Here is a 24,184-nt window from a genome sequence, read left to right as displayed (position 1 = left end):
TAATATTGATTTTATTAAAAATAACAGCAGACCATGAGTATGGTTAATTTAGACACATATATTAGGCTAACCACTCTCGATGAAGTTTGTCTGTATCACCTAAATAATCAAGTACCCAACTGAGGGCTGGTGACATTTTATCGGCATTCCATGCAAGACAACAGGGACTAGTCAGTTTGGGATTTTCTAACTGTTTCTCGACTAAGGCTCCCGCTTTAATAAACACACTTGCTAAATGCACTGGCATATAACCTACGCCTAAACCTTCACGGAAACAATTGATTGCTCTAATCCAATCAGGCACAACAAGCCTGCGCTGATTATCAAGGAGCCAAGTCATGCGTTTTGGAATTTCCCGTGAAGTATCTTCTAGACAAATCGAAGGGAAAGGGCGTAGCTCATCGTCACTTAATGGCCGATCGATATTGGCGAGAGGATGATTCTTGCTAACTAAAAAGGCCCATTTAATATCCCCCATATCTTTATACTGATAAACGCCACCAACAGGAATTGCGGTTGTCGCACCAATAGCAATATCACTGCGGCCTGTGGCGAGCGCTTCCCAAACACCGTTGAAGACCTCAATACGAATAATCAATTCAATATCATGGAAGTGTCGATAAAAGTCAGCAATTAATACGCTGATCCTGTCGGCGCGGACGATATTATCAAGGGCTATGGACAAAGTAGGTTGCCAACCGTTCGCGACGCGTTGAGTGCCACGTTTCATCTCATCCATCTGTGTGAGCAAAGCTCTGGCCTGCTTAACAAAATGTTCACCAGCAAGGGTTAAGGTCACGCTGCGATGATGGCGCTCAAAAAGAATGACGCCAAGTTCTTCTTCTATTTGCTTGACCGCATAGCTCACGGCAGAGGGCACTTTATGTAGCCGATTCGCCGCCGCGGTGAAACTACCTACACGAGCCACAATATCAATGAGTTCTAGCGCTTGTTCTGAGAGCATACCTGATGTCCATTCTGATGAAAATAATTGATAGCACAAGTCAAAAATAAACGTTTCCAATAGATTTAACAAGTCATTAGACTGCACACTTTAGTCAATCCGACCCGATTATTTTATGAAAACGTCTAGTAACACCTTTGTAAACATAAAGTTCTTTATGTTTTTATTCTATTTGGCCATGTTGAGCATGCTCGGTTTTATTGCCACTGACATGTACTTGCCTGCTTTCAAAGCAATTGAAGGCTCATTGGGCGGCACACTATCGCAGGTGGCAATGTCGTTAACCTGTTTCCTAGCAGGTCTAGCACTGGGTCAACTGCTTTACGGGCCCTTAGTCAATAAAATTGGCAAGCGTTGGGCACTGATCTTTGGCCTTGTTTTATTTGCCATTGCTAGCGTGTTTATTGCCAACAGTGATTCTATCCTAATGCTCAATATCGCGCGCTTCTTCCAAGCCATTGGTGCCTGTAGTGCAGGGGTTATATGGCAAGCCATTGTCGTTGAACAATATGATGCCGATAAAGCCCAAGGTATTTTTAGTAACATTATGCCACTGGTTGCATTATCGCCTGCATTAGCACCGATCCTTGGCGCTTATATTCTGAACGAATTAGGCTGGCGTGCAATCTTTATCTCCTTGTGTGTTATCGCTTTTATGCTTGTGTTAATGACTTTGTACTTTGTACCTAGCAACAAGCATCAGCATAAACATAGTGAGCATGCCGCTGTATCTTATGGGCAAATTTTGAAAAATACCCGCTATTTAGGCAACGTAGTGATCTTCGGCGCTTGTTCTGGTGCTTTCTTTGCCTATTTAACTGTGTGGCCGATTGTGATGGAAATGCATGGTTATCAAGCGACTGAAATAGGACTAAGCTTCATTCCACAAACTATCATGTTTATTTTCGGTGGTTATGCAAGTAAGTTACTGATAAAACGTATTGGCGCAACTCAAACACTGAACATTCTATTATCGATTTTTGCGGTCTGTGTTATTTCCATTATCATGTTTACGCTGATTTATCCCGCAGGCTCCATTTTCCCACTGCTGATTTCTTTCTCTATTTTAGCGGCAGCTAATGGTGCAATTTACCCAATAGTCGTTAATAGTGCGCTACAGCAGTTTAGTCAAAATGCAGCTAAGGCCGCAGGATTACAGAATTTCTTACAGATCAGTATTGCCTTTGGTGCATCAAGCTTAGTCGCTATGTGGGCAAGCCTTGGTGAAGTAGCAATTGGTTGGGGGATCCTATGTTGCGCCATCTTAGTTGTAGTCGGCTATATACTTAAGAGTCAGAAAGAGTGGGGCGATGTTGTTAAACATTTTACTAAGCCAGATCCTGCTCGTGTAGGTATTATGTCTGATGTGAAGCAAAATCCAGCGGATTGAGTGGAATAACAACAATTGGCACATAATTAAGAGTTAGCGCTTTACAGCTAATAGACTTACTTATATTATGCGCGTCGTTCGGAGGGGTGGCAGAGTGGTTTAATGCACCGGTCTTGAAAACCGGCGTGGGTTTATAGCCCACCCAGGGTTCAAATCCCTGCTCCTCCGCCATATTTAGTCAAAAGGCCGCTAAGCAATTAGCGGCCTTTTGCATTTCTAGTGCTTATTTCTTAGTTATTGATTTGAAGTGCAGGCATAAGAAGATCCAAAGCAGGCTTTGTTTCAGTTACTTTCAGAGAATTTAAGTGCCCAGCTTATTGCACATCAAAATGCGCTTTATGGTTCACTTGCTGCATATGATGCCAGTCAATTGCACTTGGTGAAGGAAACTGCCTGATGCAAATAATTTCTTATGATGGATGATGGTGGTACCAGCATCGTCGACCGCAACGACAAGCCAGAACTACAGTGCAACAACTGTAATAAAGCATTTTGGTATGATGAGTTTCCATCTATTTTTATCCTGTGCCCACATTGCCAAGGCGAACTGCGACGAGTTACAGCAGAAGAACCTTTTAGACATCGCTAAGGCATGGCGGGGAATGCCGACGAGCGAAGGCTGAGCGCAGGAGAAATGACGCGCCAATGCCGATAAGTGACGTTATCGGCATCCCAAGCCTTCTTACACAAAACTGCGCACAATGTATATTAACTAGTCTGACAGGTGCATAGGAACGGCTACACAAGGCTTTCCTATGTCGATGTTGTACTCCTTCAAGAAAATCCGTTTATGGCGGTAGAATGTCTCTCTAGGCAGCAAGTAATCCGTTCTGATACCTAATCTCCACGTGATGTAAGTGGAGCGTAGGCTAGAGCGCAAACGCACGATAAATAGCTGCTCTTTGGGGGTAATAATGATGTCCGAGTCATACATGGTATTCATTCACCTAAAATGGTGCCTCAATTTCCCCACATAGTAACCGAATTGGGATTATTAAGGGACGTGTCCCTTAATGCTAAGCGCCTTTGATAGGGGCGTTTTTTGCCCCGAGCTTTCTCCCTGCCAAGCCGCTTTTAACGTCCTTTTAACAGTGGACTCTACTCTCATTTTGACAGTCTCGCGAAGCGTTCGGGTTCAGTGACACCCGAACTTTACCGTGATAACCCACGGTAAAGTGCTGTCCATGCTTACGGGTCTGGGGAGGAAGGGGGAGCAGGCGAAGCGCCCCCCGACCGACAGGGTTTTAGGTTTGGGTTCCTGTTACACCCAAACTAACTCCGGACATCCGGATTCATGCCCAAGACTTTCATTGCATGCTTCTTAACTTTTTCCATCGCTTCAACACTGCCATAAGGCTCGTGACCATGTTCCTCAATAAGCTGCAAGCTCATTTTGGCGTGGAATTTTTCGTTTTCTGTTTTATTATGTTCGTACTCCATTTCAAGGAGTTCGTAGGGATAACTTGAAACTCGTGCAAGCATATCAATGAAACCTTCCGTATCATTAATATACTCATGCATTCCAATGAGTAACTCTGTCTGTGGTACTTCATTCATCAAAATACCGACCCTCCGAACAAACTCCAGAGGATCCATTTTTAAATGCTTAATTTCTCCGCTACAGATATCTTTCTCTGCAATCTTCAAAATCTTACTCAGTTGAGTCACTTGACTAGCTTTAGGTTCCGTTAAATCCCTTTCCCATTTGCTTACGGTTTGTACAGTTAATCCTAGCTGTTCAGCAATATCTTCTTGCTTGATATTGAGGGCTATTCGCCTGTCTTTTAGTACGCTACCAATACTCATGTTTAAGTTTTCCATATCGACACCTACTTTAATATTAGTTTACACCCACTTTTGTTTGGCCTATTATTATGTAATATATTTATACCTGTTCACATAAACTAATATTTAAGTGAAACATCTTGACAGGGTTTTTAGAGATTGTTTTTCATCGACCGTTTGTTCATGCAACAAGATCATCCAGAGGGCAATTTGCCGCTGGTCGGTCGGCATGTCATTGAACGGCTCGAACTCGATACGGGTGAGCATTTGCCGCCATCGGTTAACCAAAAAATCCTTGAAGGGTCATACAGCACCAAATTAACCATTCGTTGTGATGGGCAGCGGGTGAGGGTGGAAGGCAATCCTTCTCGCTGGCAGCGTATGGATAACCTCTTTGGCCTGCAGACGCTTGATGAATGCGTGGCGATCTTTAACCACGTCTTAGCGCAATATGATTTACCACCGTTCACCAAAAATACCCAAATCTCATACCGCCAAACGCCAGACGGCAAAACCACTCAACTTGTTGGTAATGGCGCTGAAATTACCGCTATCGACTGGACAGTTAACCATCAAGTAGGCAAGGGCAAGGAGGCCTCATTTATCCGTGGTATGTCATCGATGCAAATCGGTAGAGGCCGTAAACCCAAGCTCTATCCTGACGGCCACACGTGCAACTGGGGCGAGGGTTCTACTTGGGTAATGACCAAGCTCTACAACAAAGCCGTGGAGTTACAGCGGCATCTAAACAAAGAACTCCGTAAAAAAGCCGGTGTTCCCATCGATAGACTTAACTACTTAGAAAACTTAATTAAATACTGTGAAAACACAGGTGTTGTACGCGAAGAACATAGCTTAAGACAGGCCTTACTAAAGCGTCATACGCTGCAGTTTTATGGCCGAGTAACTGAACAAGACTTTTATCCGCACCTAAATGACATAGAGAACGCCATGCAAACTATCCAGATATCACACGATGAACACCAAACCATAGCTGACCAGTTAATGTATTTAGGCGTAGTGAAAAGCCGTCAAGCAGCTAATGCAACGCAATGTTATGCCTTGATGTGGCAGCATGGCGCAGACTTACGAAAGTCCCTTAAATCTACTCAATTTTACGAACACAAAGCCCGTCTAAAAGCTATTGGCATCGATATCGGCCAGCAGTTCGATGTAAGCCGCATGTGCCCAACACTTAAGCGTTCAGAAGTCATTGAAGTTAAACCGCTAATCGTCCCGCACTGGTATCAGTTGCCCATCGTTGCACAATCCAATGTTTTACCATTTAAAGCCTACGCATAGGAGCTATAGTCATGTTAAAAATCGAAGTATTTCAGGAAGATGTCACCGTAACGGCCCGAAACATGCCACCAAAAGACGGAAAGCCTGGGCGAACCATTTACGAGCAAAGAGCTTACGCATATTTAGGCGGGAAATTTCCTGTCCAAATGAAATTGCAAGTTGAAGATCCCACCAAGACATATCCAGCGGGTGAATATCAAATCGATAGTTCTAGTTTTGTCGTAAACAACTTTGGTGGCCTTGAACTAAAACGCTTTGGCTTAACAATCACGCCAATAACACCATCAATATCATCAACACCAAGAATGATGGCCAATCCAAACAATAAGGATGCATGAGCATGGACGAATCACTAATCAATAGCGCCATCCAGCTACGTAACGACATACAGGCTATTAACGAGTTTTTACTGAAAGGCCTAGCGCCTGAAGATGCTCAACTGCAATTAGTCGCCAAATCTTGCGTGTTACTGGGCGAACTGGACGACACGCTAGAACAACTTAAGGACACTGTATCATGCAAATAATCCCATACGATGGTGGCTACAGCATGGTTGAACGCAACGATAAGCCCGAGCTACAGTGCAACAACTGTAATAAGCCTTGGTGGTACGATGATTTTGACTCGATATTTATCCAGTGCCCACATTGCCAAGGCGAACTGCGACGAGTCACAGCAGAAGAACCTTTTAGACATCGCTAAGGCATGGCGTGGAATGCCGACGAGCGAAGGCTGAGCGCAGGAGAAATGACGCGCCAATGCCGATAAGTGACGTTATCGGCATCCCAAGCCTTCTTACACAAAACTGCGCACAATGTATATTATGTTAAATTGATAAATGATAGTATTATTACCTATCAACGCATTGGCATTGTTATGAAAGAAATTACCAAGCTAAGTTACATTGACCTACTACCATCAAAGATGATTTATGACTAAAGCAATGTAGTCAAATGTTTACCACTATAAAATATCTCCCGATTTAGTGCTAATCCGAAGCCCTATTTGGGAGCAATCTTGATTTGCACATTGATTGCAAAAAATCCTCTTCTTACAACAGATAAGGCAAAGTTGCCATACTTTCTGCTTGGATTGAGAATCTAGGCATGAGAAGTCAGCCGCACACAAGTATCCATCATGGATTAACTGAGCGAGTTTTCTTTCCGTAATTGATAAGTTTATGCGTTCAGTCATTGTTCTTGTCCATTCAGTAATTTGCTTATTTATAATAATACCAAATGATAATTATTATCAACAAATGAGCTGTGCTTATTTAATTCACTTTATTCATTATTTTTATCTCGTCTTTAAAGGTATCTACTACACTCTTACTGTGCGCAATATTTTTATATGGTAGAGGTGTTGGATGCTTATTGATATTGCAAAGAAAAATCCTCTTTTTTCGGGTAAAAAATCGGCAGACATCACAGACTGTGGTCCTCCTTGGAAGGTGCTTGTCGTTGATGATGAACCTGATGTTCATACTGTAACTAAACTTGCGCTATCTCGTTTTAGACTAGATGGCCGTGCACTCTCTTTTATCAATGCCTACAGCGGAGAGCAAGCGAAGGCATTACTCAGGCAAGAACAAGATATTGCAATAGCTTTTATTGATGTTGTCATGGAAAGTGATCATGCGGGATTAGAACTAATCAGATGGATCCGTGAGGAATTGCATAATAAGACAATTCGCTTAATCTTACGAACTGGGCAACCTGGACAAGCTCCAGAAGAAGATGTGATAGTCAATTATGATATCAATGATTATAAAGCAAAATCTGAGTTGGACTCCCGTAAGTTGATGACCAGTGTCTACTCTGCCCTGCGTTCTTATCGCGATATTATGGAAATTGAACAAGCAAGACGCGCTCAATTAAGTCATCGTATGGGATTAGAGCGTGTACTTGAAGCGACTGCAGGGTTATTTGAGTTAAGAACATTGCATAAGTTTGCTGATGGCCTGTTGACTCAAGTCGCTACACTCCTCAACTTAGATAATGAAACACTCCTACTAAGTTGTAATGCTATGGATGCAATTAGTGGTCATGTGGATTGTGCTGGCATTGAAATTCTGGCGGGAACAGGACAGTTTGCGAATAGTTCGGCTAAAACGATACTGCCAGAGCGTATAGATAAACTCCTACGTAGTGCTTTAGCACAGAAGCGTTGTCTGTATGAAGATAACTATTTTGTGGGTTATTTCCCAACCAAAAGTGGTCTTATTAATCTCTTATATATGGATGGTATTAATAAGATTGATGATCTTGATAAGAAGCTGATTGATATTTTTGCTATTAATGTCGGGATCGCATTTGAAAACTTGCTACTTAATCAGGAGGTAGAAGATACTCAATCGGAGCTGATCCTCCGTTTAGGGGATGTAGTAGAAAGTCGTTCTAAAGAAGCGGCAAATCATGTTAAACGTATGGCTGAATATTGTGCACAACTGGCTTTGCTGGCGGGATTAAATGAATACGATGCAGATCTACTACGTAGAGCATCACCTATGCACGATATTGGTAAAATCGCGATTCCTGATGCTGTGTTACTTAAACCTGGTAAGTTAAATGATGATGAATGGCAAATCATGCGTCAGCACCCTAATATTGGTCATCAAATTTTAGCCAACTCTGAGCGCCCTATTCTTAAGGCTGCTTCCATTATTGCACTTCAACACCATGAAAAATATGATGGTTCAGGCTATCGATCTAACCTAAAGCAAGATGAGATCCATATTTTTGCGCGTATCGTCGCTATTGCTGATGTGTTTGATGCGCTCTCCCATACACGTTGTTATAAATCTGCATGGCCATTAGAAGATGTATTAACTGAAATGCAAAAAGGTGCAGGTAAACATTTTGACCCCAATTTACTCGAGCTTTTTATCCAGAATATTGAGGTGTTTGTTCAAGTGAAAGAAAACTGGAAAGATCTCTAAATGCAGAGATCATCCTTTTTATGGTCACTTAGTTAATATCGCTATCTGCAAGAAAATCAAAGATCGCCGTTTGCGGTTTTCCGTTGACAGTGAAATTAACAAAACCACGCCAGACCATATACCCACTACTGCAAGAACCATAAACCATTTGGCCTATATAGTTCATTTCATCAACTTGGCGCACATTGACCGGAATAATCCCCATAAACATATCTCTCCCTTCTAAGCGAATGTGTACATCACTTATAGGAGCCGAAGATAATATATTTAATGTTAAAGGTTTTTCACTCGGGGCATGACTTGGGTTGATAGTGAAACTCAGTTTAATCCCTGCAATGGTTTTTACACATTCACCTTGAGAAAAAACACATAATGATGGATCGGAGTTTTCCTTATCTCTGATGTGCTCGACCTTTTCTTTACAAGCAGTGAGATTAAGCAAGAATACCATGGTTAAAAATACGAGGAATTGCCGCATAAGCACAAAAATTAACCTTATTATGCAATGTGTTAACATTCTATAGCGTAGGTTGATCTAGATCAACTTTCGACAGCCCTTCTTTGGTATCTTTTTTGACATTGCTCAAGTATCATTGCGAAACCTTGTATTTGAGCACAAATATGAAGGATAACGCATTGACATAACTTGATTACCCTAATAGGGAAGCAATGTTGTGTCATTTTATAACAGGTAAAGCTTGTCTTTACTAAAAGTAAAAGTAATAAGCAGTGGAAGCATTATGATGAACCATTCCCAGCCAACAGGCGCTGATTACAATTACACCATTGTTCGCCAATTTGCCTTAACCACGGTTTTGTGGGGTATTGTTGGTATGACAGTCGGTGTATTAATTGCGGCCCAGTTAATCTGGCCTCAGCTGAACTTTGACACACCTTGGTTAACGTACAGTCGCTTGCGACCATTACATACCAATGCGGTGATCTTCGCGTTCGGTACATCAGCCCTCTTTGCAACATCCTATTATGTCGTACAACGCACCTGTCAAACCCGACTATTTGCACCTAAATTAGCTGCATTTACGTTTTGGGGATGGCAAGCCATCATTCTGTCAGCAGCTATCTCTTTACCTATGGGCTTTACCCAAGGCAAAGAATATGCTGAATTGGAATGGCCAATTGATATCGCTATCACTATTGTATGGGTTTCCTATGCCATAGTGTTTTTTGGCACTATCGTCAAACGTACTACCTCGCATATCTATGTTGCGAACTGGTTCTTTGGCGCCTTTATCATTACCGTCGCGGTGCTCCATATTGTTAACTCTATGGCAGTACCAGTGAGTCTATTCAAGTCATATTCCATGTATAGCGGTGCTGTCGACGCTATGGTGCAATGGTGGTATGGTCATAATGCTGTAGGCTTCTTACTGACGGCTGGTTTTTTAGGAATGATGTACTATTTCGTCCCTAAGCAAGCAGGTCGTCCGGTATATTCCTATCGTCTGTCGATTGTGCACTTCTGGGCACTGATCGCACTGTACATTTGGGCGGGTCCTCACCATTTACATTACACAGCATTACCTGATTGGACTCAGTCTTTGGGTATGGTGATGTCGCTGATCCTATTTGCTCCCTCTTGGGGCGGTATGATCAACGGTATTATGACCCTATCAGGTGCTTGGCATAAGCTGCGTACCGACCCAATATTGCGTTTCCTCGTTGTTTCTCTGTCTTTCTATGGTATGTCTACCTTTGAAGGACCGATGATGGCGATTAAAACCGTTAACGCCTTATCTCACTATACTGACTGGACAGTAGGACACGTTCACTCCGGCGCGCTAGGCTGGGTTGCAATGGTCTCTATTGGTTCGTTATATCATTTGGTTCCTGTGTTATTTGGCCATGGCCGTATGTACAGTACCAAACTGATTAATGTCCATTTCTGGTTAGCAACCATTGGTACAGTGCTTTACATTGTGTCTATGTGGATTTCTGGTGTGATGCAAGGTCTGATGTGGCGTGCAGTAAACGCTGATGGAACATTGACTTATAGCTTTGTTGAAAGTCTTGAAGCTTCATATCCTTTCTACTTCGTACGTTTCATCGGTGGATGTTTCTTCCTAACCGGTATGCTTATCATGGCATATAACGTTGTTCGTACTGTGAAAGCCTCAAAAGATTCATTGCCAGCACTGGCTGAACCAACGGCGGCTTAAGGAGCAAACTCGATGAAATTTAATCATGAGATAGTTGAAAAAAACATCGGTTTGTTAGCGATCTTTACCGTTATCGCTATCAGTTTCGGTAGCCTTGTCGAAATCACTCCGCTGATTTTCCAAAAGGATACGACTGAACCTGTTGAAGGCTTAAAACCCTACACTGCCCTGCAAATTGAAGGCCGTGACATTTATGTTCGTGAAGGTTGTTACAACTGTCACAGCCAAATGATCCGTCCTTTACGTGCAGAGACTGAGCGTTATGGTCACTACTCTGTTGCTGGTGAGTCAGTATGGGATCATCCCTTCCAATGGGGTTCTAAGAGAACAGGTCCTGATCTTGCTCGTGTCGGTGGGCGTTATAGTGATAAATGGCATGAAGTTCACTTAATCGATCCACGCGCTGTCGTTCCTCAATCGAATATGCCTGCCTTTCCTTGGTTAGCCGAAAATAAGTTAGACGGCAAACTGACAGGCGATAAGATGACTATTCTGCGTAACATGCATAAAGGCGGTTACAAGGGTAATGATCTTTATACCGATGAAGAAATTGCAGGCGCACAAAAGGCTGTAGAAGGTAAGACAGAAATGGAAGCCTTGATCGCATATCTTCAGTCTTTGGGTCACGCACTCAAATAAGGAGGCAAAATATGGATTACGGCACATTGCAAGGCATTTTAACGATCATTGTGATGCTGACCTTCGTCGGTATATTTGCTTGGGCATATAGCTCGCGTCGTCAAAAATCCTTTGATGAAGCAGCTAACCTTGTGTTTTCTGACGAAGAAATAAACAAGGAATCGAAGGACTCAGGAGAGCATAAGTGATGAGTAGCTTCTGGAGTATTTGGATTACCGTACTCTCGTTAGTGGTGATCGCAGGTTGTTTTATTTTACTTAAAGTGTGTTCTAAGAACACCACTGACGTAAAAGAAGGCGAATCTATGGGTCATAGCTTCGACGGTATTGAAGAGATGAACAATCCACTACCAAAATGGTGGAGTTACATGTTCTATATCACGATTGTCTTTGGTTTAATTTACCTTGCCTTATATCCTGGTTTAGGTAATTACCAAGGCCTCTTAGGTTGGAGCAGTGCAAACCAAAGTATTGGTACTGATAAAGGTATAAAAGCCGACTCAGCCGCAGCGGTGGAACTCGCGAACAAAGAAGGCCGTTGGGTACAGTACGATCAAGAAGTAAAGCAAGCGGATGATAAATATGGTCCTATTTTTGCTGCTTATTTGGCAACACCACTAGAAGAACTAGTTAAAAACCAAGAAGCATTAAAAGTGGGCGGCCGTTTGTTTTTACAAAACTGTGCACAATGCCATGGTAGTGATGCGCGTGGTAGCAAAGGTTTCCCTAACCTTACTGATGGCGATTGGTTGTACGGTGGTGATTTAGCGACAATCAAAACCACTATTATGAGTGGCCGTCATGGCATGATGCCGCCAAAAGGTGGTTTGCCAATCGAGGATAGTGAAATTGCAGGCTTAGCAGAATACGTTGTTAAACTGTCTGGCCGCGAGCACGATGCGACACTGGCTGCTCAAGGGCAAGGTTCATTCATGAAAGGTTGCTTTGCCTGTCATGGAATGGACGCAAAAGGCAATAAATTCATGGGCGCCCCCGATTTAACCGACGATATTTGGTTATATGGTGGTAGCCGCGGCGTGATTGAAGAAAGTATCAAACATGGTCGTTCAGGCGTTATGCCTGCGTGGAAAGATGTTCTCGGTGAAGAAAAAGTTCATGTGATCACTGCTTATGTTTATAGCTTATCAAACAAGTAATTAGATATAAGTAATACTAAGGCCTCGAGAGTATCGAGGCCTTTTTTTTAAAGTGCTAAACCTGCCTTTTAACGGTAAAATGGCACAAATTTTCAAATGGGTATTAATATGACTGAACAACAAGCTTGGTATAAACAATTCTGGCCTTGGTTTTTAATTATTCTTCCTTTATGCGCAGTCGTTGCAAGTTTTACCACGCTAAAAATTGCCCTTTCCAACTCAGATTCACTTGTCGCTGAAGATTATTATAAAGATGGTAAAGCCATTAACATGGATTTGAGTAAAGTGAAATACGCCAAACAAATAGGCATGAACTTTTCACTTGAACAAGCTAATAATGAGATTTTGTTGACACAACAAGGTGGCCCATCTTACCAAGCAGCCTTGAAAGTCGAGTTTTATCATCCAACTATTGCCGAAAGAGACATAAAACTGACCGCAACGGCCGATGCCAGTAATGTGTATCGCATTACTATCCCCACCACATTAACCGGCCCTTGGGAAGTGCGTCTCGAGGGCTACGATGGCAAATGGCGAATTCACCAACGTGTTGAATTAAAAGATAGTATCCAGTTGTGGTTGAATTAGTTGTAGTTGAATAAGAATTGTTATGACACATCCAAGTTGTTTCCATTGTAATGAGCCCGTACTCACGGGCCACCAGTTTATTACCCGTATAAATGATCGCGATGAGCTAATGTGCTGTCCCGGTTGTCAAGCGGTGTCACAGGCGATTGTTGATGCAGGATTGCTCAGTTATTACAAGTTTCGAACTGAACCTGGAAATAAGCAAACAGCCCTTGTTCCTGATGCATTAAACCAATTTAGTGCTTACGATTTACCTGAAGTACAGCAAGATTTTGTGCATTCTGAAGATAATATTGAATCAGTATCGCTGTCAATTGATGGTATTACCTGTGCGGCTTGTGCCTGGTTAATAGAACACAAAGTCAAACAACTGTCTGGTATAACACAAGTACTTGTCAATTCGACAACTCAAAGAGCCATGATCAGTTGGGATAAACATAAAATAAAACTCAGCGATATCCTTGCCCAAATTAGTCGCATTGGCTATCAAGCAGCTCCTTATCAAGTTGATGAACAAGAACGCAGCAGCCAACAAAATAGCCGTAAATTTTTACTGCGCTTAGGGTTAGCCGGTTTTGCTACAATGCAAGTCATGATGTTTGCTCTTGCATTGTATACGGGCTATTTCACTGACTTAGATGTGCAATATCGCGATTATTTCCGCTGGGTTAGTATGATTTTTGCGACCCCAGTTGTGCTCTATTCTGCTCAACCTTTTTATTTTAGCGCCATTCGTACCCTACTTAGTGGCAAGCTCAATATGGATGTATCTGTCTCCATCGCCATTGGTGGTGCCTATACTGCAAGCTGTTTTGCCACAGTGAATGGCACCGGCGAAGTGTATTTTGAATCCGTATCTATGTTTACCTTCTTCTTATTGTTGGGGCGTTATTTTGAGCAGAAAGCTAGACAAAAGGCTTCAGTTAGTTCCAGTAACTTACACAAACTAGTCCCACTGACAGCACATCTTGTTACAGAGCAAGGCCAAGAAGAAATCCCCGCCAAAAAGTTACGCCTCAATGATGTGATCCTTGTGAAACCGGGGGAAATGGTCGCTGCTGATGGTGTGGTGGTTGGCGGCCACACGAGTATCAATGAGGCCATGCTTACTGGTGAGCAAATGCCAATTGAAAAAAATATTGATAATAAAGTCTATGCGGGAACGATTAATATCGACCAACCCATCACAGTGAAGGTGTCTGCACTTGGACAAGATCAATTGGTTGCTGAGATTATTCGCCTACAAGAGCTTGCTTCTAATACTAAGCCGGCGGTTGCATTACTTGCTGATAAGTTATCACGTTACTTTTCAGGCACCATTCTTTCTATCGCCACTATTACCTACTTAGTGTGGCATCAGATCTCCCCTGATGATGCCTTTTGGGTCACGCTGTCTGTGCTCGTTGCGACTTGTCCGTGCGCTTTGGCCCTGGCAACCCCGACAGCAGTTACCTGTGCTACCGCTATTTTTACCCGTCTTGGGATCATTACCCGCAAAGCCGGAGTATTCGAAAAACTCCCACTGATTAAGCATGTTGTTTTCGATAAAACAGGCACCCTCACCTGTGGCACGTTATCTATTGGTCAAGTTGAATGTCTTGCAGATAGTGATAGGAACCGCGTTCTTGCTATCGCCGCAGCATTAGAAGCCGGCTCTCGTCACCCAATTGCTGCCGCGTTTGCCGTATTTGCTGAGCCTACTCTCACAGCAGAACAAGTACACCATACTGTGGGGTTTGGTATACAAGGTTCGATTGATGGTATTGAGTATCGTATTGGCAACGCATTGTTTACCGATGCTCATATCAGCAGCACTAACCCGATACAACAAATTTGGTTAGCGCGATTGAACGATGGAAAATATAACTTAATTGCCAGTTTTGAAATTAAAGACAATATCCGCGTTGACAGTAAAACAACGGTTGAACAGTTAAAGAGACAGGGTTGCAGTGTTAGCATTGCCAGTGGTGATCATTCTGGTCACGTATATCAACTGGCAAAAGAGTTAGGGATTGAAGACGTTCATAGTGGTTTAACACCAGCAGATAAGCTTGCTTTAGTAACTGAACTCCAAAAAACCTCAACAGTTGCCATGTTTGGGGATGGCATTAACGATGCTCCAGTACTTGCTGGTGCTGATCTATCTGTTGCTATGGGCAGTGGGAGTGCGATTGCTAAAAACAGTGCAGATTTGATCCTACTTGGGGATCACCTTTCTCGCTTCACCCAAGCTGTCGCGGTCGCCAAACTGACCACGCAAATCATTAAACAAAATCTCGCTTGGGCTTTAGGATATAACGCACTTATTTTACCGTTAGCTGTTACAGGCCATGTGGCACCTTATATTGCCGCAATAGGCATGTCAGCAAGTTCTTTAATTGTTGTTGGTAATAGTTTGAGATTATTACGCGTAAAAGTGTGATCATCATAGACAGTTTAATCGGAATAGTAAGAGGTCATTATGGAAATTATTTATGTGCTTATCCCCATTGCCATGATCTTTGTCGCCATCGCTGTAATGGTCTTTTTTTGGGCGGTTAAATCTGAGCAATTTGACGATCTTGACCGTCAAAGTGTTTCTATACTGTTTGATGAAAATACTGACAAACCAAATAATACAGAAACGGCAGTTACTCAATCATCGGCAGAACTTGATGATATCGCAGCACTGCAAGCAATCAAAAAACAACAAAAAGGCATGCCTTTGTGATCGAGTACAATGTCACCGGTGCCTTTCTGGTTGGATTAATGGGCGCAGCACATTGCTTTGGTATGTGTGGTGGTCTTGTGGGGGCTTTCTCAGCCCAAATCCCCCATCCAAAGACGGGGAATTTACTGACGCATCAACTCAAGTATTTACTAAGTTACAATGTAGGTCGTATTTTGAGTTATACCTTAGCAGGTTGCTTGGTTGGTGCATCGTCGGCAGGTCTTGGTTATTTATTCGAACTCGATACTTATCTCATTGTTTTGCGGGTCATTGCAGGACTAATGATGATAGCAACAGGGTTGTATATCGCTAAAATTTGGGTCGGAATAGTGCAAATTGAGCGTGTCGGGCAATGGTTGTGGCAGTATCTAAAACCCATAGCTCAGCGCCTTGTCCCCATCAAAAATCCGAGCCAAGCGATAATGGCAGGATTTATTTGGGGCTGGCTCCCCTGCGGTCTTGTCTATAGCACTTTAACGTGGTCGGTTGCTTCAGGCTCTGCAAGTCAAGGTGCCTTAATCATGTTAGCCTTTGGCTTAGGCACCTTACCTTCATTGTTAAGTGCTGGTGTGGCTGCTAAACACCTTGCTGTTTGGGTACAAAAGAAAACGGTTAGACTATTGAGTGGTTTACTATTAGTTGCCTTTGGTGGCCAAACTTTATATATCGCACTGTCGCAGCTAAACTAGCCCAAGTGAGTGAATTGGTTTAACATGGCTTCAGTGGATAAACTTGAGAACCGACATGACAATAGAACAAAATAAAAATCGTCGTCCTGCAGCCAGCGGGTGCGCAATCCATTGTCACGATTGCAGTATGGGAACCCTTTGTATTCCTTTTACCCTCAACGCAGATGAGCTTGATCAACTTGATGATATTATTGAGCGTAAAAAACCCATTCAAAAAGGCGAGCAAATATTTAAGTCGGGAGATCCGTTAAAATCTCTCTTTGCCATTCGCTCCGGTACTATTAAGAGTTATACCATTACCGAACAAGGGGATGAGCAAATCACAGGCTTTCACTTAGCTGGTGATGTGATTGGTTTTGACGGTATTCACGCCCAACTGCACCAAAGTTTTGCACAAGCACTTGAGACATCTATGGTTTGTGAAATCCCATTTAATATTCTTGATGAGCTTTCAGGTACTATGCCTAAGTTGCGTCAACAAATTATGCGTCTAATGAGTAATGAGATCATGAGCGATCAAGAAATGATCCTCCTACTCAGCAAAAAGAATGCCGAAGAACGCCTTGCCGCTTTTATCAGTAATTTAGCCAATCGCTTTGGTAATCGTGGCTTTTCACCGAAAGAATTCCGTCTCACTATGACACGAGGTGATATTGGTAACTATCTTGGTTTAACCGTCGAAACGATTAGCCGTTTATTAGGCCGTTTTCAAAAATCAGGATTAATTGAAGTGAAAGGAAAGTACATCACTATTGTTGATCATCAAGAACTTAACCTACTCGCCGGGAATTCCCGAATTGCAAGATAAGTAAATTGCTCGTTGCAGATTAAGTGAAAGAGAAAATGATCATTTATAGTGATGTCAATAAAGTAGGATATTGGATGCTTAGACGCTGTTTTTTAAATGAGTTTTGATCTAGAACAATACAGCTAACTGCCAAAGGCTCATGATGAATCTGAGCCTATGACTAAAGGAACATGTTATGAAGGATTATCAAAAAATACTGGTTGTAGTAGACCCTACTACCGAAAATCAAGTTGCACTCGCCCGTGCGGTAACCTTGGCCAGTAAAAGTAACGCCCATGTGACTGTGTTTCTCTCTATTTTTGATTTCTCCTATGAAATGACATCGATTTTATCGAGCCAAGAACGTGAAGCTATGCGTCAAGGCGTTATCGATCAACGCTTGGCTTGGATTCAAGATCTGCTTGCCGCATACAGTCATTTACAGCTCAGTATTGATACCCAAGTAATCTGGCACAATCGTCCTTTTGAAAGCATTATTAACCACGCCATCGCTGGCCACTATGATTTGATTGTTAAGGGCACTCATGCCCATGACAAACTCAAAGCGGTCATTTTTACACCAACTGATTGGCATTTAATGCGTAAAGCACCTGTTCCAGTGCTCATGGTTAAAGAACGTGACTGGCCTGCTGCAGGCAAAATTCTGTGTGCCGTCAATGTGGCTACCGAAGATACCGATCATCAAATGCTCAATGGTAAAATTATTGAACATGCAAAAGATCTTGCGCTTAAGTTTGCCGCTGAGGTGCATTTAGTTAATGGCTACCCTGGCACACCCGTTAATTTAGCCATTGAATTACCAGACTTTGATGCACAGACCTATAACAATACTATCCGTATCCAACATGAAGATCGTGTTAGTTATCTCGCGAATGCCTATGGTATCGATAGCAATCACTGTCATGTGAAAGAGGGGTTACCTGAAGATGTTATACCTGATCTTGCTGCTCAGTTAGATGCTGAATTAGTCATCCTAGGAACCGTAGGGCGAACAGGATTTTCAGCCGCACTCATTGGTAATACGGCTGAGCATGTTATCGATAGCATCAATTGCGACTTACTGGCTATCAAACCCGATGGTTATAAATCCCCCTTAGAAGAAACCTAAACTACACGGCTCTTTACCCCGCATGAGATAGCTGGAATAATACGCGCCCTGAAACTCAGTTACTGGGCGCTTTTTTATGTTGGAAGCTATGTCTGAAGAATTATCGAAAAAACACACCACCCGTCTTAATAAATTACAAAAGCGTTTGCGTCGTGAGGTGGGGAGTGCCATCGCAGATTACAATATGATTGAGGATGGCGACCGTGTTATGTGTTGCTTAAGTGGTGGCAAAGACAGTTATGCTATGCTCGATATTCTAATGAATTTACAGCAACGCGCGCCTATTCAATTTGAAATTATTGCCGTCAATTTAGATCAAAAGCAGCCAGGCTTCCCAGAGGATATTCTTCCCGCTTATCTCGATAAACTCAAGGTGCCTTATCATATCCTCGAAAAAGACACATATTCTATCGTGAAGGATAAGATCCCTGAGGGCAAAACAACATGTTCACTGTGCTCTCGTCTTCGCCGTGGTACGCTGTATGGCTTTGCACAACGTATTGGTGCAACTAAAATTGCTCTTGGTCACCATAGAGATGACATCATTGAAACCCTGTTTCTAAATATGTTTTTTGGCGGGAAAATGAAAGCAATGCCCCCTAAATTACTTTCTGATGATGGCGCCAACATTGTGATACGGCCCCTAGCCTATTGTCGTGAGAAAGATTTAGAGGAATATGCACAGCTTAAACAGTTTCCAATCATCCCTTGTAATCTCTGTGGTTCACAGGAAAATTTAAAACGTGCCGCGGTTAAAGATATGCTTAATCAATGGGATCGACAATATCCTGGCCGTATTGAAACCATTTTTACTGCCATGCAGAACACGGCTCCATCACAGGGTGTCGATCGTGAACAGTTTGATTTTATTTCTTTAAAGCGCGATCCCAATGTACCAATGACTGGTGACGTTGCCGAGGCTGATTTACCCGCCTTCGATTTTCTAGATATTGCTAACAGCGGTCATATCGATTTAGATGCTGCGCAGCGTATCGATGTTGTCAGCTTTTATGAAGCTTAAACAATATCCACTAAAGCAAACCATGCTTTAAGCTAAAAAGCCCACATAATGTGGGCTTTTTGGTCATAATTTTAGGTGAAATAATGTTATTTTACCCAAGGACTGACAACATTTGGCGGCTGACTAAATTTTAACATACTGAGATTTTCTAGCTCGGATGTTGTTAATTTAAAATTCCCTTTTATCGTTTGTTCTCTGCCATCAAGTACGGCATAAATGTCTTGTTCTGGTATAAATTCAAAATTCAACCCGGCTATTGGAGCCTTAAAATAACGCATAGGAAAGCCTTGCATTGTTCCAAGTAGACGGTCCATTTCAGTGGTAATTTGTTGTAAACGTGCTTTATCGTATTCAGCTAAGGCCTGTTTTGCCCTAACCTGCATTGTAATACCACACTCTTTAGCAGCACCTTCAAAGACTAAGTTAACCAAAGCGCGTTGATCTTTTAAATCATCATCTAAAGGAATAAATAAGCGCTGTTGTTTGGTATAAGTTAATGGCGTTGAGTTTTTTTCACTGGAAATTGTACCACTCTGAATGACACAATTTTGTTGTATAGGCACACTAAATGCTATTTCAACCAATTGAAAATTACCTTTAGCGACTTGTTTTAACCTATCATAAAAGCCTTTATATTCAAGAGATATTGTCTCTGCATTTACTGCACCAACCAAAAAGTATAACCCAATAAATAAGTATTTCTTAAGCATCAGCATTTACCAAATATTTTTCATTATGACGTAACATATCGAGTAATTCATCGATATAAGCTTCTTGTCTTTCAGAATAATTCACTAACCCATAGATGAGTTGATTGGCTGTTGGTTCTACTTCTTGTGAACGTAAATCAGCGCGGATTGAACGAAATAAAGCATAAGCAGGGTTTGAATTTAAATTACGCATATAAGATGACACTGAGGCATCAACGGATGAAAATACTTTTACCTCATGCATTTTTCCTGAGCCACGTGATGAAGGAACTATGCCGCAGCCTGTTGAAAAGCACCATTCCCCAAAAAAGTTAAATCCTTCGCGTGCAAAACGTGAACTCCCCCATCCTGATTCATTTGCAGCTTGAATAAGTACCATCGACTCAGGAACAATATCTACTCGTTTTAGCAAACTATTCAAAGATTTAATATCGATATTACGTGCTGCATATTGGTACTTATCACACAGCATATTTAATTGTGTTAACTGTGACGATGAAAGAGTACCGCCATTCTCCAGCTCAGTCAGTGCATCACTAATTAAATCACGTTCCTCTTCAATGATGGCATTTTGCTGTTGAATAATCGGGCGTAAAAAGTCAAAAAAAGCTTTCTTTTTTTCCGTTATATCATTTATTCCCGAAAAGTCAGGGATTTGAGTGACAGGAGTAACAGCGCGTTCCAATTGACTGGTAATGGACTCTGGCTGACTCACCTCAGGAATGAGCAAAACCCTTAACGAAAAAATCGCTAATATCACTATGGCTAACGCCAATGTAAATGAACCAACTCTACCTGTTTTCAATAAGTCACCTTAGGAATAGCTACCTGTAATGGTAAAATAAACGCCAGATTATATGTCATATATTGAATTAAATGAAATTTGTACTGTTAACCTCTTTTTTTAACACGACCAAAAATATTGATAGCTAATGTATAACCCATTGAGTATTTTTGTATTGAAACTAATTTTTAGTGCATGCTTTTGACTGAGCTTTTATACTAAGGTTCCCCATTGGGCTCAAGTTGTGACTTGAGTAATAACATACCTCCAACCTTAGCATTGACCATCTATGGCATGGAAATAACCCAGTGACAAAGCAGGATTTTTTAGGGTATTCAGGAAGGAACAACCCATATGCAATATCAAATGTTAAATCAATTTAATCATGTCGTTGCCATAGGTGGAGGCCATGGTTTAGGAAGAGTGCTCTCTTCGCTTGATTTTCTAGGTAAACGCCTTACGGGAATTGTGGCCACCACTGATAATGGAGGATCAACAGGTCGCCTTAGAGCACAACAAAATTGCATTGCATGGGGTGATCTTCGCAACTGCCTTTCTCACCTAGCTAACCGCCCTTCCATTGGCTCTGAACTATTTGAATATCGCTTTCAAGGTGAAACTGAACTGAGTGGCCATAATTTAGGCAACCTTATTTTGCTAGCACTCGATCAGCTTTGTGTTCGACCGCTTGAAGCCGTTAATCTTATTCGTAGCTTATTGAATATTGAAACTCAACTTATCCCTATGTCAGAGCAGCCGACTCATTTAGTCGCAATCCAAGCCTGTGGGAGTAAGGTTTTTGGTGAAACGAATGTAGATAGTATGGCGGATGTACCTATCGCATTGTGTCTTGAACCACAGGTAGATGCGACTTTTGAAGCCTGTCAGGCCGTACTTAATGCGGATTTAATTATCATAGGACCAGGTAGCTTTTTAACCAGTATCATGCCACCGCTACTGTTACCACGTTTCGCTAAAAGTTTAGCCGCAACTAAAGCACAGATAATCTTTATCGATAATTTGTATCCAGAGTTATCTCCTGCGGGTCAATTTAGCCTAGAACAGCGGATCTCTTGGTGCCACCAGGTTATTGGTCGTCCTGTTATAAGCCAAGTGCTACGCCATGGTGATCAAATTCGCTTAGGTTCATTTATTAATGACTTCCCTTTAAAGAATCATCATAACCCCAATCTGCACGATCACGCAGGTCTTCGGGAAGCATTAAGTGCATTGCTACGTCTAAAATTGGATCTGACAATGCATCCTCTCGCCTCTTAACCCATACTAATGAAGAAGGACAGCATTTGCTGTCCTTCTACTATTACTATGTGCTGTCTTGCCGCTTAAATCACTTGAGCGATAGCTTTACAAATCACTGGCATATTTGTTTTCGTCATTCCAGCAACACTGATGCGTCCTGAGCCAACAATATAGACACCAAACTCATCTTTGAGGCGTGCAACTTGTGCTTTATTTAAACCTGAAAAACTAAACATACCACTTTGTCGAGAAATAAAACTAAAGTCTTGCGTCACACCTTCGGCCTTTAAACTATCAACAAACAGCGTGCGCATTTTCGCAATACGTTCACGCATTTCAGTGACTTCTTGTACCCACTGCGCTTTTAAGGATGCATCGCCTAAAATCGTGCTTACAATTAAGGCTCCATGTGCAGGAGGGTTAGAGTAATTTGCACGGATAGTACGTTTCACTTGGCTGAAAGCACGTTCAGCCGCATCTGCATTTTCGGCAACCACTGTTACAGCGCCAATACGTTCATTGTACAAACCAAAGTTTTTAGAAAAGGAATTAGCAATAAGCAGTTCAGGTACCTTAGATGCCACTAAACGTAAACCTGCCGCATCTTCTTCTATCCCGACTCCAAAACCTTGATAGGCAAAATCGAACAAGGGAACCAGTTTCTTATCTGCACATAATTGTGCAACTAAGTTCCACTGAGCCAAGGTTAAATCAATCCCCGTCGGATTATGGCAGCAACCATGTAGTAGAATAATATCGCCTGCATTTGCAGCCGAGATATCTGTCATCATGGCATCGAAATCAATATCGTGAGCATTTGCGTTGTAGTAACCGTATTCTCTAACGGTCAAACCCGCCGTTTCGAAAATGTTTTGATGATTAGCCCAAGTAGGATTACTGACCCACACGGTACGAGAGGGTGTATTACGCAATAAGAACTCAGCGGCAATACGCAATGCACCAGTACCTCCAGGGGCCTGTGCGGTAACGGCGCGGCCAGAAGCAACTAGCTCACTCGATTCTCCAAACAATAATTCTTGTACAACGCGGTTATAGGCAATAACGCCTTCAATACCTAAATAGTTTTTTGTCTTTTCTTGCTCAAGAAGCAATGCCTCGGCCTTTTTAACAGACGCTAATACGGGGGTCTGTCCTGCTTCATCTTTATAAATGCCCACCCCAAGGTTCACTTTATCTTGGCGAGGATCTGCCTTAAAGGTATCTGTTAAACCAAGAATTGGATCTGCAGGAGCGAGTACTACTTGAGAGAAAATCATGACTATTGTCCTAAATGTTCGCGTGTAGGGAAATTTGGGCTTATTTATACCACTGTCTTAAGGAGGGTAATAGCACCTTAGATAGCATCTTTGAGAAATTGTTGTACTCGATAGTGATTAATGAAAAAAAGTACGATTGGATTCACCATTTCTAATCACTACTGATAAATGACGCTGAAAATCAACTTTATCACGGTTAGCGCACACGACTTATGTGCAGAATCTTTCTGTAATCAAATCTATGCTACAGCCACCATTTACAGTGGCTGTAGCGACAAGATTAGAGATCTTGAACTTTGAACTCGGCAATCGATTCGCCACGAAATTGTTTTTTCAATTCCGCTTTAGACAATTCGTTAATTTTGCCATTGGCTGAGATTGTAAAATGTTCTGTCTGATCAAGCTTACGAGCTTGATAAAGCATGACCACTTGCAATGTTGATTCACGTTGTGCTTCACTCAATACAGTGCCATCCTCCCACTTGCCTAACTCTGCTGCGCTACGCAATCTTTCATAGACTTCGAGGGGCATTTGGTCAATCACTTGATTTATGTCAGTCATACACTTTTCCGTTTATGTAACACAATTCTTATTCGAGTCACGAGGTAACCTACAAAACCGAATACAAAACAGATACCGGCGATATTTGCACGCATCCCTTCGGCAGGCTCACCTCCCCAAAACCAGATCACAACGCCAGCAATAAACAGTGTCATCGCAATAAAACTCTGGTTCATTAAACTGCTGGATTTTTGAATATGGCTAATCCTCGATAAGGACTCATTGTCTCCATTCGTTTTTGCCTGACAATGTGGACAAGCACTCGATTTACTGGACATACGCTTACGACATACAGGACATTCAATTAATGCCATAT

General features: G+C 42.1%; 28 protein-coding genes and 1 tRNA gene. 20 read left to right on the top strand and 9 right to left on the bottom strand.

From position 1 onward, the window contains the following. Nucleotides 1–61: 61 nt before the first annotated feature. Nucleotides 62–964: a DNA-binding transcriptional activator PunR gene (punR, locus tag MZ182_RS10015; protein ID WP_014610570.1), complete on the bottom strand. Its 903-nt coding sequence runs from the start codon at nt 962–964 to the stop codon at nt 62–64. Nucleotides 965–1,079: 115 nt separating this feature from the next. Here punR and punC point away from each other — a divergent pair, with 115 nt between their 5' ends. From punC to MZ182_RS10000, 3 genes are all read left to right on the top strand, one after another. Then, entirely contained in the window at nt 1,080–2,354 is a 1,275-nt protein-coding gene (gene punC, locus MZ182_RS10010) for a purine nucleoside transporter PunC (protein WP_248069648.1), read from the top strand. Between the two features lie 80 nt (nt 2,355–2,434). Continuing rightward, a tRNA-Ser gene (locus MZ182_RS10005) sits at nt 2,435–2,525 on the top strand. 241 nt (nt 2,526–2,766) lie between these two features. Beyond that, entirely contained in the window at nt 2,767–2,943 is a 177-nt protein-coding gene (locus MZ182_RS10000) for a hypothetical protein (RefSeq protein ID WP_229781415.1), read from the top strand. 683 nt (nt 2,944–3,626) lie between these two features. On the opposite strand, the gene MZ182_RS09995 is transcribed toward MZ182_RS10000, so the two are convergent. After that, the gene (locus MZ182_RS09995) at nt 3,627–4,175 is read right to left on the bottom strand and encodes a helix-turn-helix domain-containing protein (protein ID WP_248069650.1); all 549 of its coding nucleotides are present in this window, start codon (nt 4,173–4,175) and stop codon (nt 3,627–3,629) included. 147 nt (nt 4,176–4,322) lie between these two features. Here MZ182_RS09995 and MZ182_RS09990 point away from each other — a divergent pair, with 147 nt between their 5' ends. The 4 genes from MZ182_RS09990 to MZ182_RS09975 are packed head-to-tail and all read left to right on the top strand — an operon-like array spanning nt 4,323 to nt 6,143. Continuing rightward, nucleotides 4,323–5,441: a phage/plasmid replication protein, II/X family gene (locus MZ182_RS09990; protein WP_248069652.1), complete on the top strand. Its 1,119-nt coding sequence runs from the start codon at nt 4,323–4,325 to the stop codon at nt 5,439–5,441. A gap of 11 nt (nt 5,442–5,452) precedes the next feature. Continuing rightward, the gene (locus MZ182_RS09985; protein ID WP_248069654.1) at nt 5,453–5,779 is read left to right on the top strand and encodes a G5P family DNA-binding protein; all 327 of its coding nucleotides are present in this window, start codon (nt 5,453–5,455) and stop codon (nt 5,777–5,779) included. Between the two features lie 2 nt (nt 5,780–5,781). After that, nucleotides 5,782–5,967, top strand: coding sequence for a hypothetical protein (locus MZ182_RS09980; RefSeq protein ID WP_248069656.1), 186 nt, complete (start codon nt 5,782–5,784; stop codon nt 5,965–5,967). Continuing rightward, a complete protein-coding gene (locus tag MZ182_RS09975) occupies nt 5,958–6,143 on the top strand; it encodes a hypothetical protein (protein ID WP_248069658.1) in 186 nt (61 codons plus the stop codon). The genes MZ182_RS09980 and MZ182_RS09975 overlap by 10 nt, the downstream gene beginning before the upstream one ends. A 261-nt stretch (nt 6,144–6,404) precedes the next feature. Here the strand turns inward: MZ182_RS09975 and MZ182_RS09970 are convergent, their stop codons facing one another. After that, nucleotides 6,405–6,635 carry a hypothetical protein gene (locus tag MZ182_RS09970; RefSeq protein ID WP_248068023.1) on the bottom strand — a complete coding sequence of 77 codons (231 nt, stop codon included), beginning with the start codon at nt 6,633–6,635 and terminating at the stop codon, nt 6,405–6,407. 172 nt (nt 6,636–6,807) lie between these two features. Here MZ182_RS09970 and MZ182_RS09965 point away from each other — a divergent pair, with 172 nt between their 5' ends. Next, nucleotides 6,808–8,379 (top strand): DUF3369 domain-containing protein, encoded by a 1,572-nt coding sequence (locus MZ182_RS09965; protein WP_248068026.1) that lies wholly within the window; start codon nt 6,808–6,810, stop codon nt 8,377–8,379. A 28-nt stretch (nt 8,380–8,407) separates the two neighbouring features. Here MZ182_RS09965 and MZ182_RS09960 read toward each other — a convergent pair whose 3' ends face one another. Next, nucleotides 8,408–8,857, bottom strand: a complete 450-nt coding sequence (locus tag MZ182_RS09960) for a hypothetical protein (protein ID WP_049766871.1) — start codon at nt 8,855–8,857, stop codon at nt 8,408–8,410. 262 nt (nt 8,858–9,119) lie between these two features. Between MZ182_RS09960 and ccoN the strand changes: the two genes are divergently transcribed. The 11 genes from ccoN to ttcA all read left to right on the top strand — a co-directional run bounded on the left by ccoN (nt 9,120) and on the right by ttcA (nt 19,275). After that, nucleotides 9,120–10,556 (top strand): cytochrome-c oxidase, cbb3-type subunit I, encoded by a 1,437-nt coding sequence (gene ccoN / locus MZ182_RS09955; RefSeq protein ID WP_011789347.1) that lies wholly within the window; start codon nt 9,120–9,122, stop codon nt 10,554–10,556. A 12-nt stretch (nt 10,557–10,568) separates the two neighbouring features. After that, entirely contained in the window at nt 10,569–11,195 is a 627-nt protein-coding gene (gene ccoO, locus MZ182_RS09950; protein WP_011789348.1) for a cytochrome-c oxidase, cbb3-type subunit II, read from the top strand. A gap of 11 nt (nt 11,196–11,206) precedes the next feature. Further along, nucleotides 11,207–11,383, top strand: coding sequence for a CcoQ/FixQ family Cbb3-type cytochrome c oxidase assembly chaperone (locus MZ182_RS09945; RefSeq protein ID WP_014610585.1), 177 nt, complete (start codon nt 11,207–11,209; stop codon nt 11,381–11,383). Next, entirely contained in the window at nt 11,383–12,351 is a 969-nt protein-coding gene (gene ccoP, locus MZ182_RS09940) for a cytochrome-c oxidase, cbb3-type subunit III (RefSeq protein ID WP_011789350.1), read from the top strand. The genes MZ182_RS09945 and ccoP overlap by 1 nt, the downstream gene beginning before the upstream one ends. Before the next feature lie 108 nt (nt 12,352–12,459). Next, complete coding sequence (locus MZ182_RS09935) at nt 12,460–12,939, top strand: FixH family protein (RefSeq protein ID WP_011789351.1); 480 nt, start codon at nt 12,460–12,462, stop codon at nt 12,937–12,939. A 22-nt stretch (nt 12,940–12,961) separates the two neighbouring features. After that, nucleotides 12,962–15,361, top strand: a complete 2,400-nt coding sequence (locus tag MZ182_RS09930; protein WP_248068030.1) for a heavy metal translocating P-type ATPase — start codon at nt 12,962–12,964, stop codon at nt 15,359–15,361. Nucleotides 15,362–15,400: 39 nt separating this feature from the next. Further along, entirely contained in the window at nt 15,401–15,649 is a 249-nt protein-coding gene (gene ccoS / locus MZ182_RS09925) for a cbb3-type cytochrome oxidase assembly protein CcoS (protein ID WP_011789353.1), read from the top strand. Further along, nucleotides 15,646–16,338: a sulfite exporter TauE/SafE family protein gene (locus MZ182_RS09920; RefSeq protein ID WP_025007661.1), complete on the top strand. Its 693-nt coding sequence runs from the start codon at nt 15,646–15,648 to the stop codon at nt 16,336–16,338. The genes ccoS and MZ182_RS09920 overlap by 4 nt, the downstream gene beginning before the upstream one ends. A 55-nt stretch (nt 16,339–16,393) precedes the next feature. Then, nucleotides 16,394–17,146, top strand: coding sequence for an electron transport transcriptional regulator EtrA (gene etrA / locus MZ182_RS09915; RefSeq protein ID WP_011789355.1), 753 nt, complete (start codon nt 16,394–16,396; stop codon nt 17,144–17,146). Nucleotides 17,147–17,321: 175 nt separating this feature from the next. Beyond that, nucleotides 17,322–18,254 carry a universal stress protein UspE gene (uspE, locus tag MZ182_RS09910; RefSeq protein WP_011789356.1) on the top strand — a complete coding sequence of 311 codons (933 nt, stop codon included), beginning with the start codon at nt 17,322–17,324 and terminating at the stop codon, nt 18,252–18,254. A gap of 88 nt (nt 18,255–18,342) precedes the next feature. After that, nucleotides 18,343–19,275: a tRNA 2-thiocytidine(32) synthetase TtcA gene (gene ttcA / locus MZ182_RS09905; protein ID WP_115017972.1), complete on the top strand. Its 933-nt coding sequence runs from the start codon at nt 18,343–18,345 to the stop codon at nt 19,273–19,275. An 86-nt stretch (nt 19,276–19,361) separates the two neighbouring features. Here the strand turns inward: ttcA and MZ182_RS09900 are convergent, their stop codons facing one another. Next, a complete protein-coding gene (locus tag MZ182_RS09900; RefSeq protein ID WP_248068033.1) occupies nt 19,362–19,985 on the bottom strand; it encodes a DUF2987 domain-containing protein in 624 nt (207 codons plus the stop codon). Next, nucleotides 19,978–20,790 carry a glucosaminidase domain-containing protein gene (locus MZ182_RS09895; protein WP_011789359.1) on the bottom strand — a complete coding sequence of 271 codons (813 nt, stop codon included), beginning with the start codon at nt 20,788–20,790 and terminating at the stop codon, nt 19,978–19,980. The genes MZ182_RS09900 and MZ182_RS09895 overlap by 8 nt, the downstream gene beginning before the upstream one ends. Nucleotides 20,791–21,123: 333 nt before the next feature. On the opposite strand from MZ182_RS09895, the gene yvcK reads away from it, so the two are divergent. Next, a complete protein-coding gene (gene yvcK / locus MZ182_RS09890) occupies nt 21,124–22,047 on the top strand; it encodes a uridine diphosphate-N-acetylglucosamine-binding protein YvcK (protein WP_011789360.1) in 924 nt (307 codons plus the stop codon). Nucleotides 22,048–22,112: 65 nt separating this feature from the next. Here yvcK and MZ182_RS09885 read toward each other — a convergent pair whose 3' ends face one another. From MZ182_RS09885 to MZ182_RS09875, 3 genes are all read right to left on the bottom strand, one after another. Continuing rightward, nucleotides 22,113–23,306: an amino acid aminotransferase gene (locus tag MZ182_RS09885; protein WP_248068035.1), complete on the bottom strand. Its 1,194-nt coding sequence runs from the start codon at nt 23,304–23,306 to the stop codon at nt 22,113–22,115. A gap of 280 nt (nt 23,307–23,586) precedes the next feature. Continuing rightward, nucleotides 23,587–23,868, bottom strand: a complete 282-nt coding sequence (locus MZ182_RS09880; protein ID WP_011789362.1) for a YeaC family protein — start codon at nt 23,866–23,868, stop codon at nt 23,587–23,589. Further along, nucleotides 23,865–24,182 (bottom strand): hypothetical protein, encoded by a 318-nt coding sequence (locus MZ182_RS09875; RefSeq protein ID WP_014610592.1) that lies wholly within the window; start codon nt 24,180–24,182, stop codon nt 23,865–23,867. Before MZ182_RS09875 ends, MZ182_RS09880 begins: the two co-directional genes overlap by 4 nt. Nucleotides 24,183–24,184 lie beyond the last annotated feature (2 nt).

This window comes from Shewanella sp. JNE2 (genome assembly GCF_023159115.1).
Lineage (GTDB): Bacteria > Pseudomonadota > Gammaproteobacteria > Enterobacterales > Shewanellaceae > Shewanella > Shewanella putrefaciens.
Note: the sequence above shows the minus strand (reverse complement) of the source record. Positions and strands in the feature narration are given on the sequence as shown.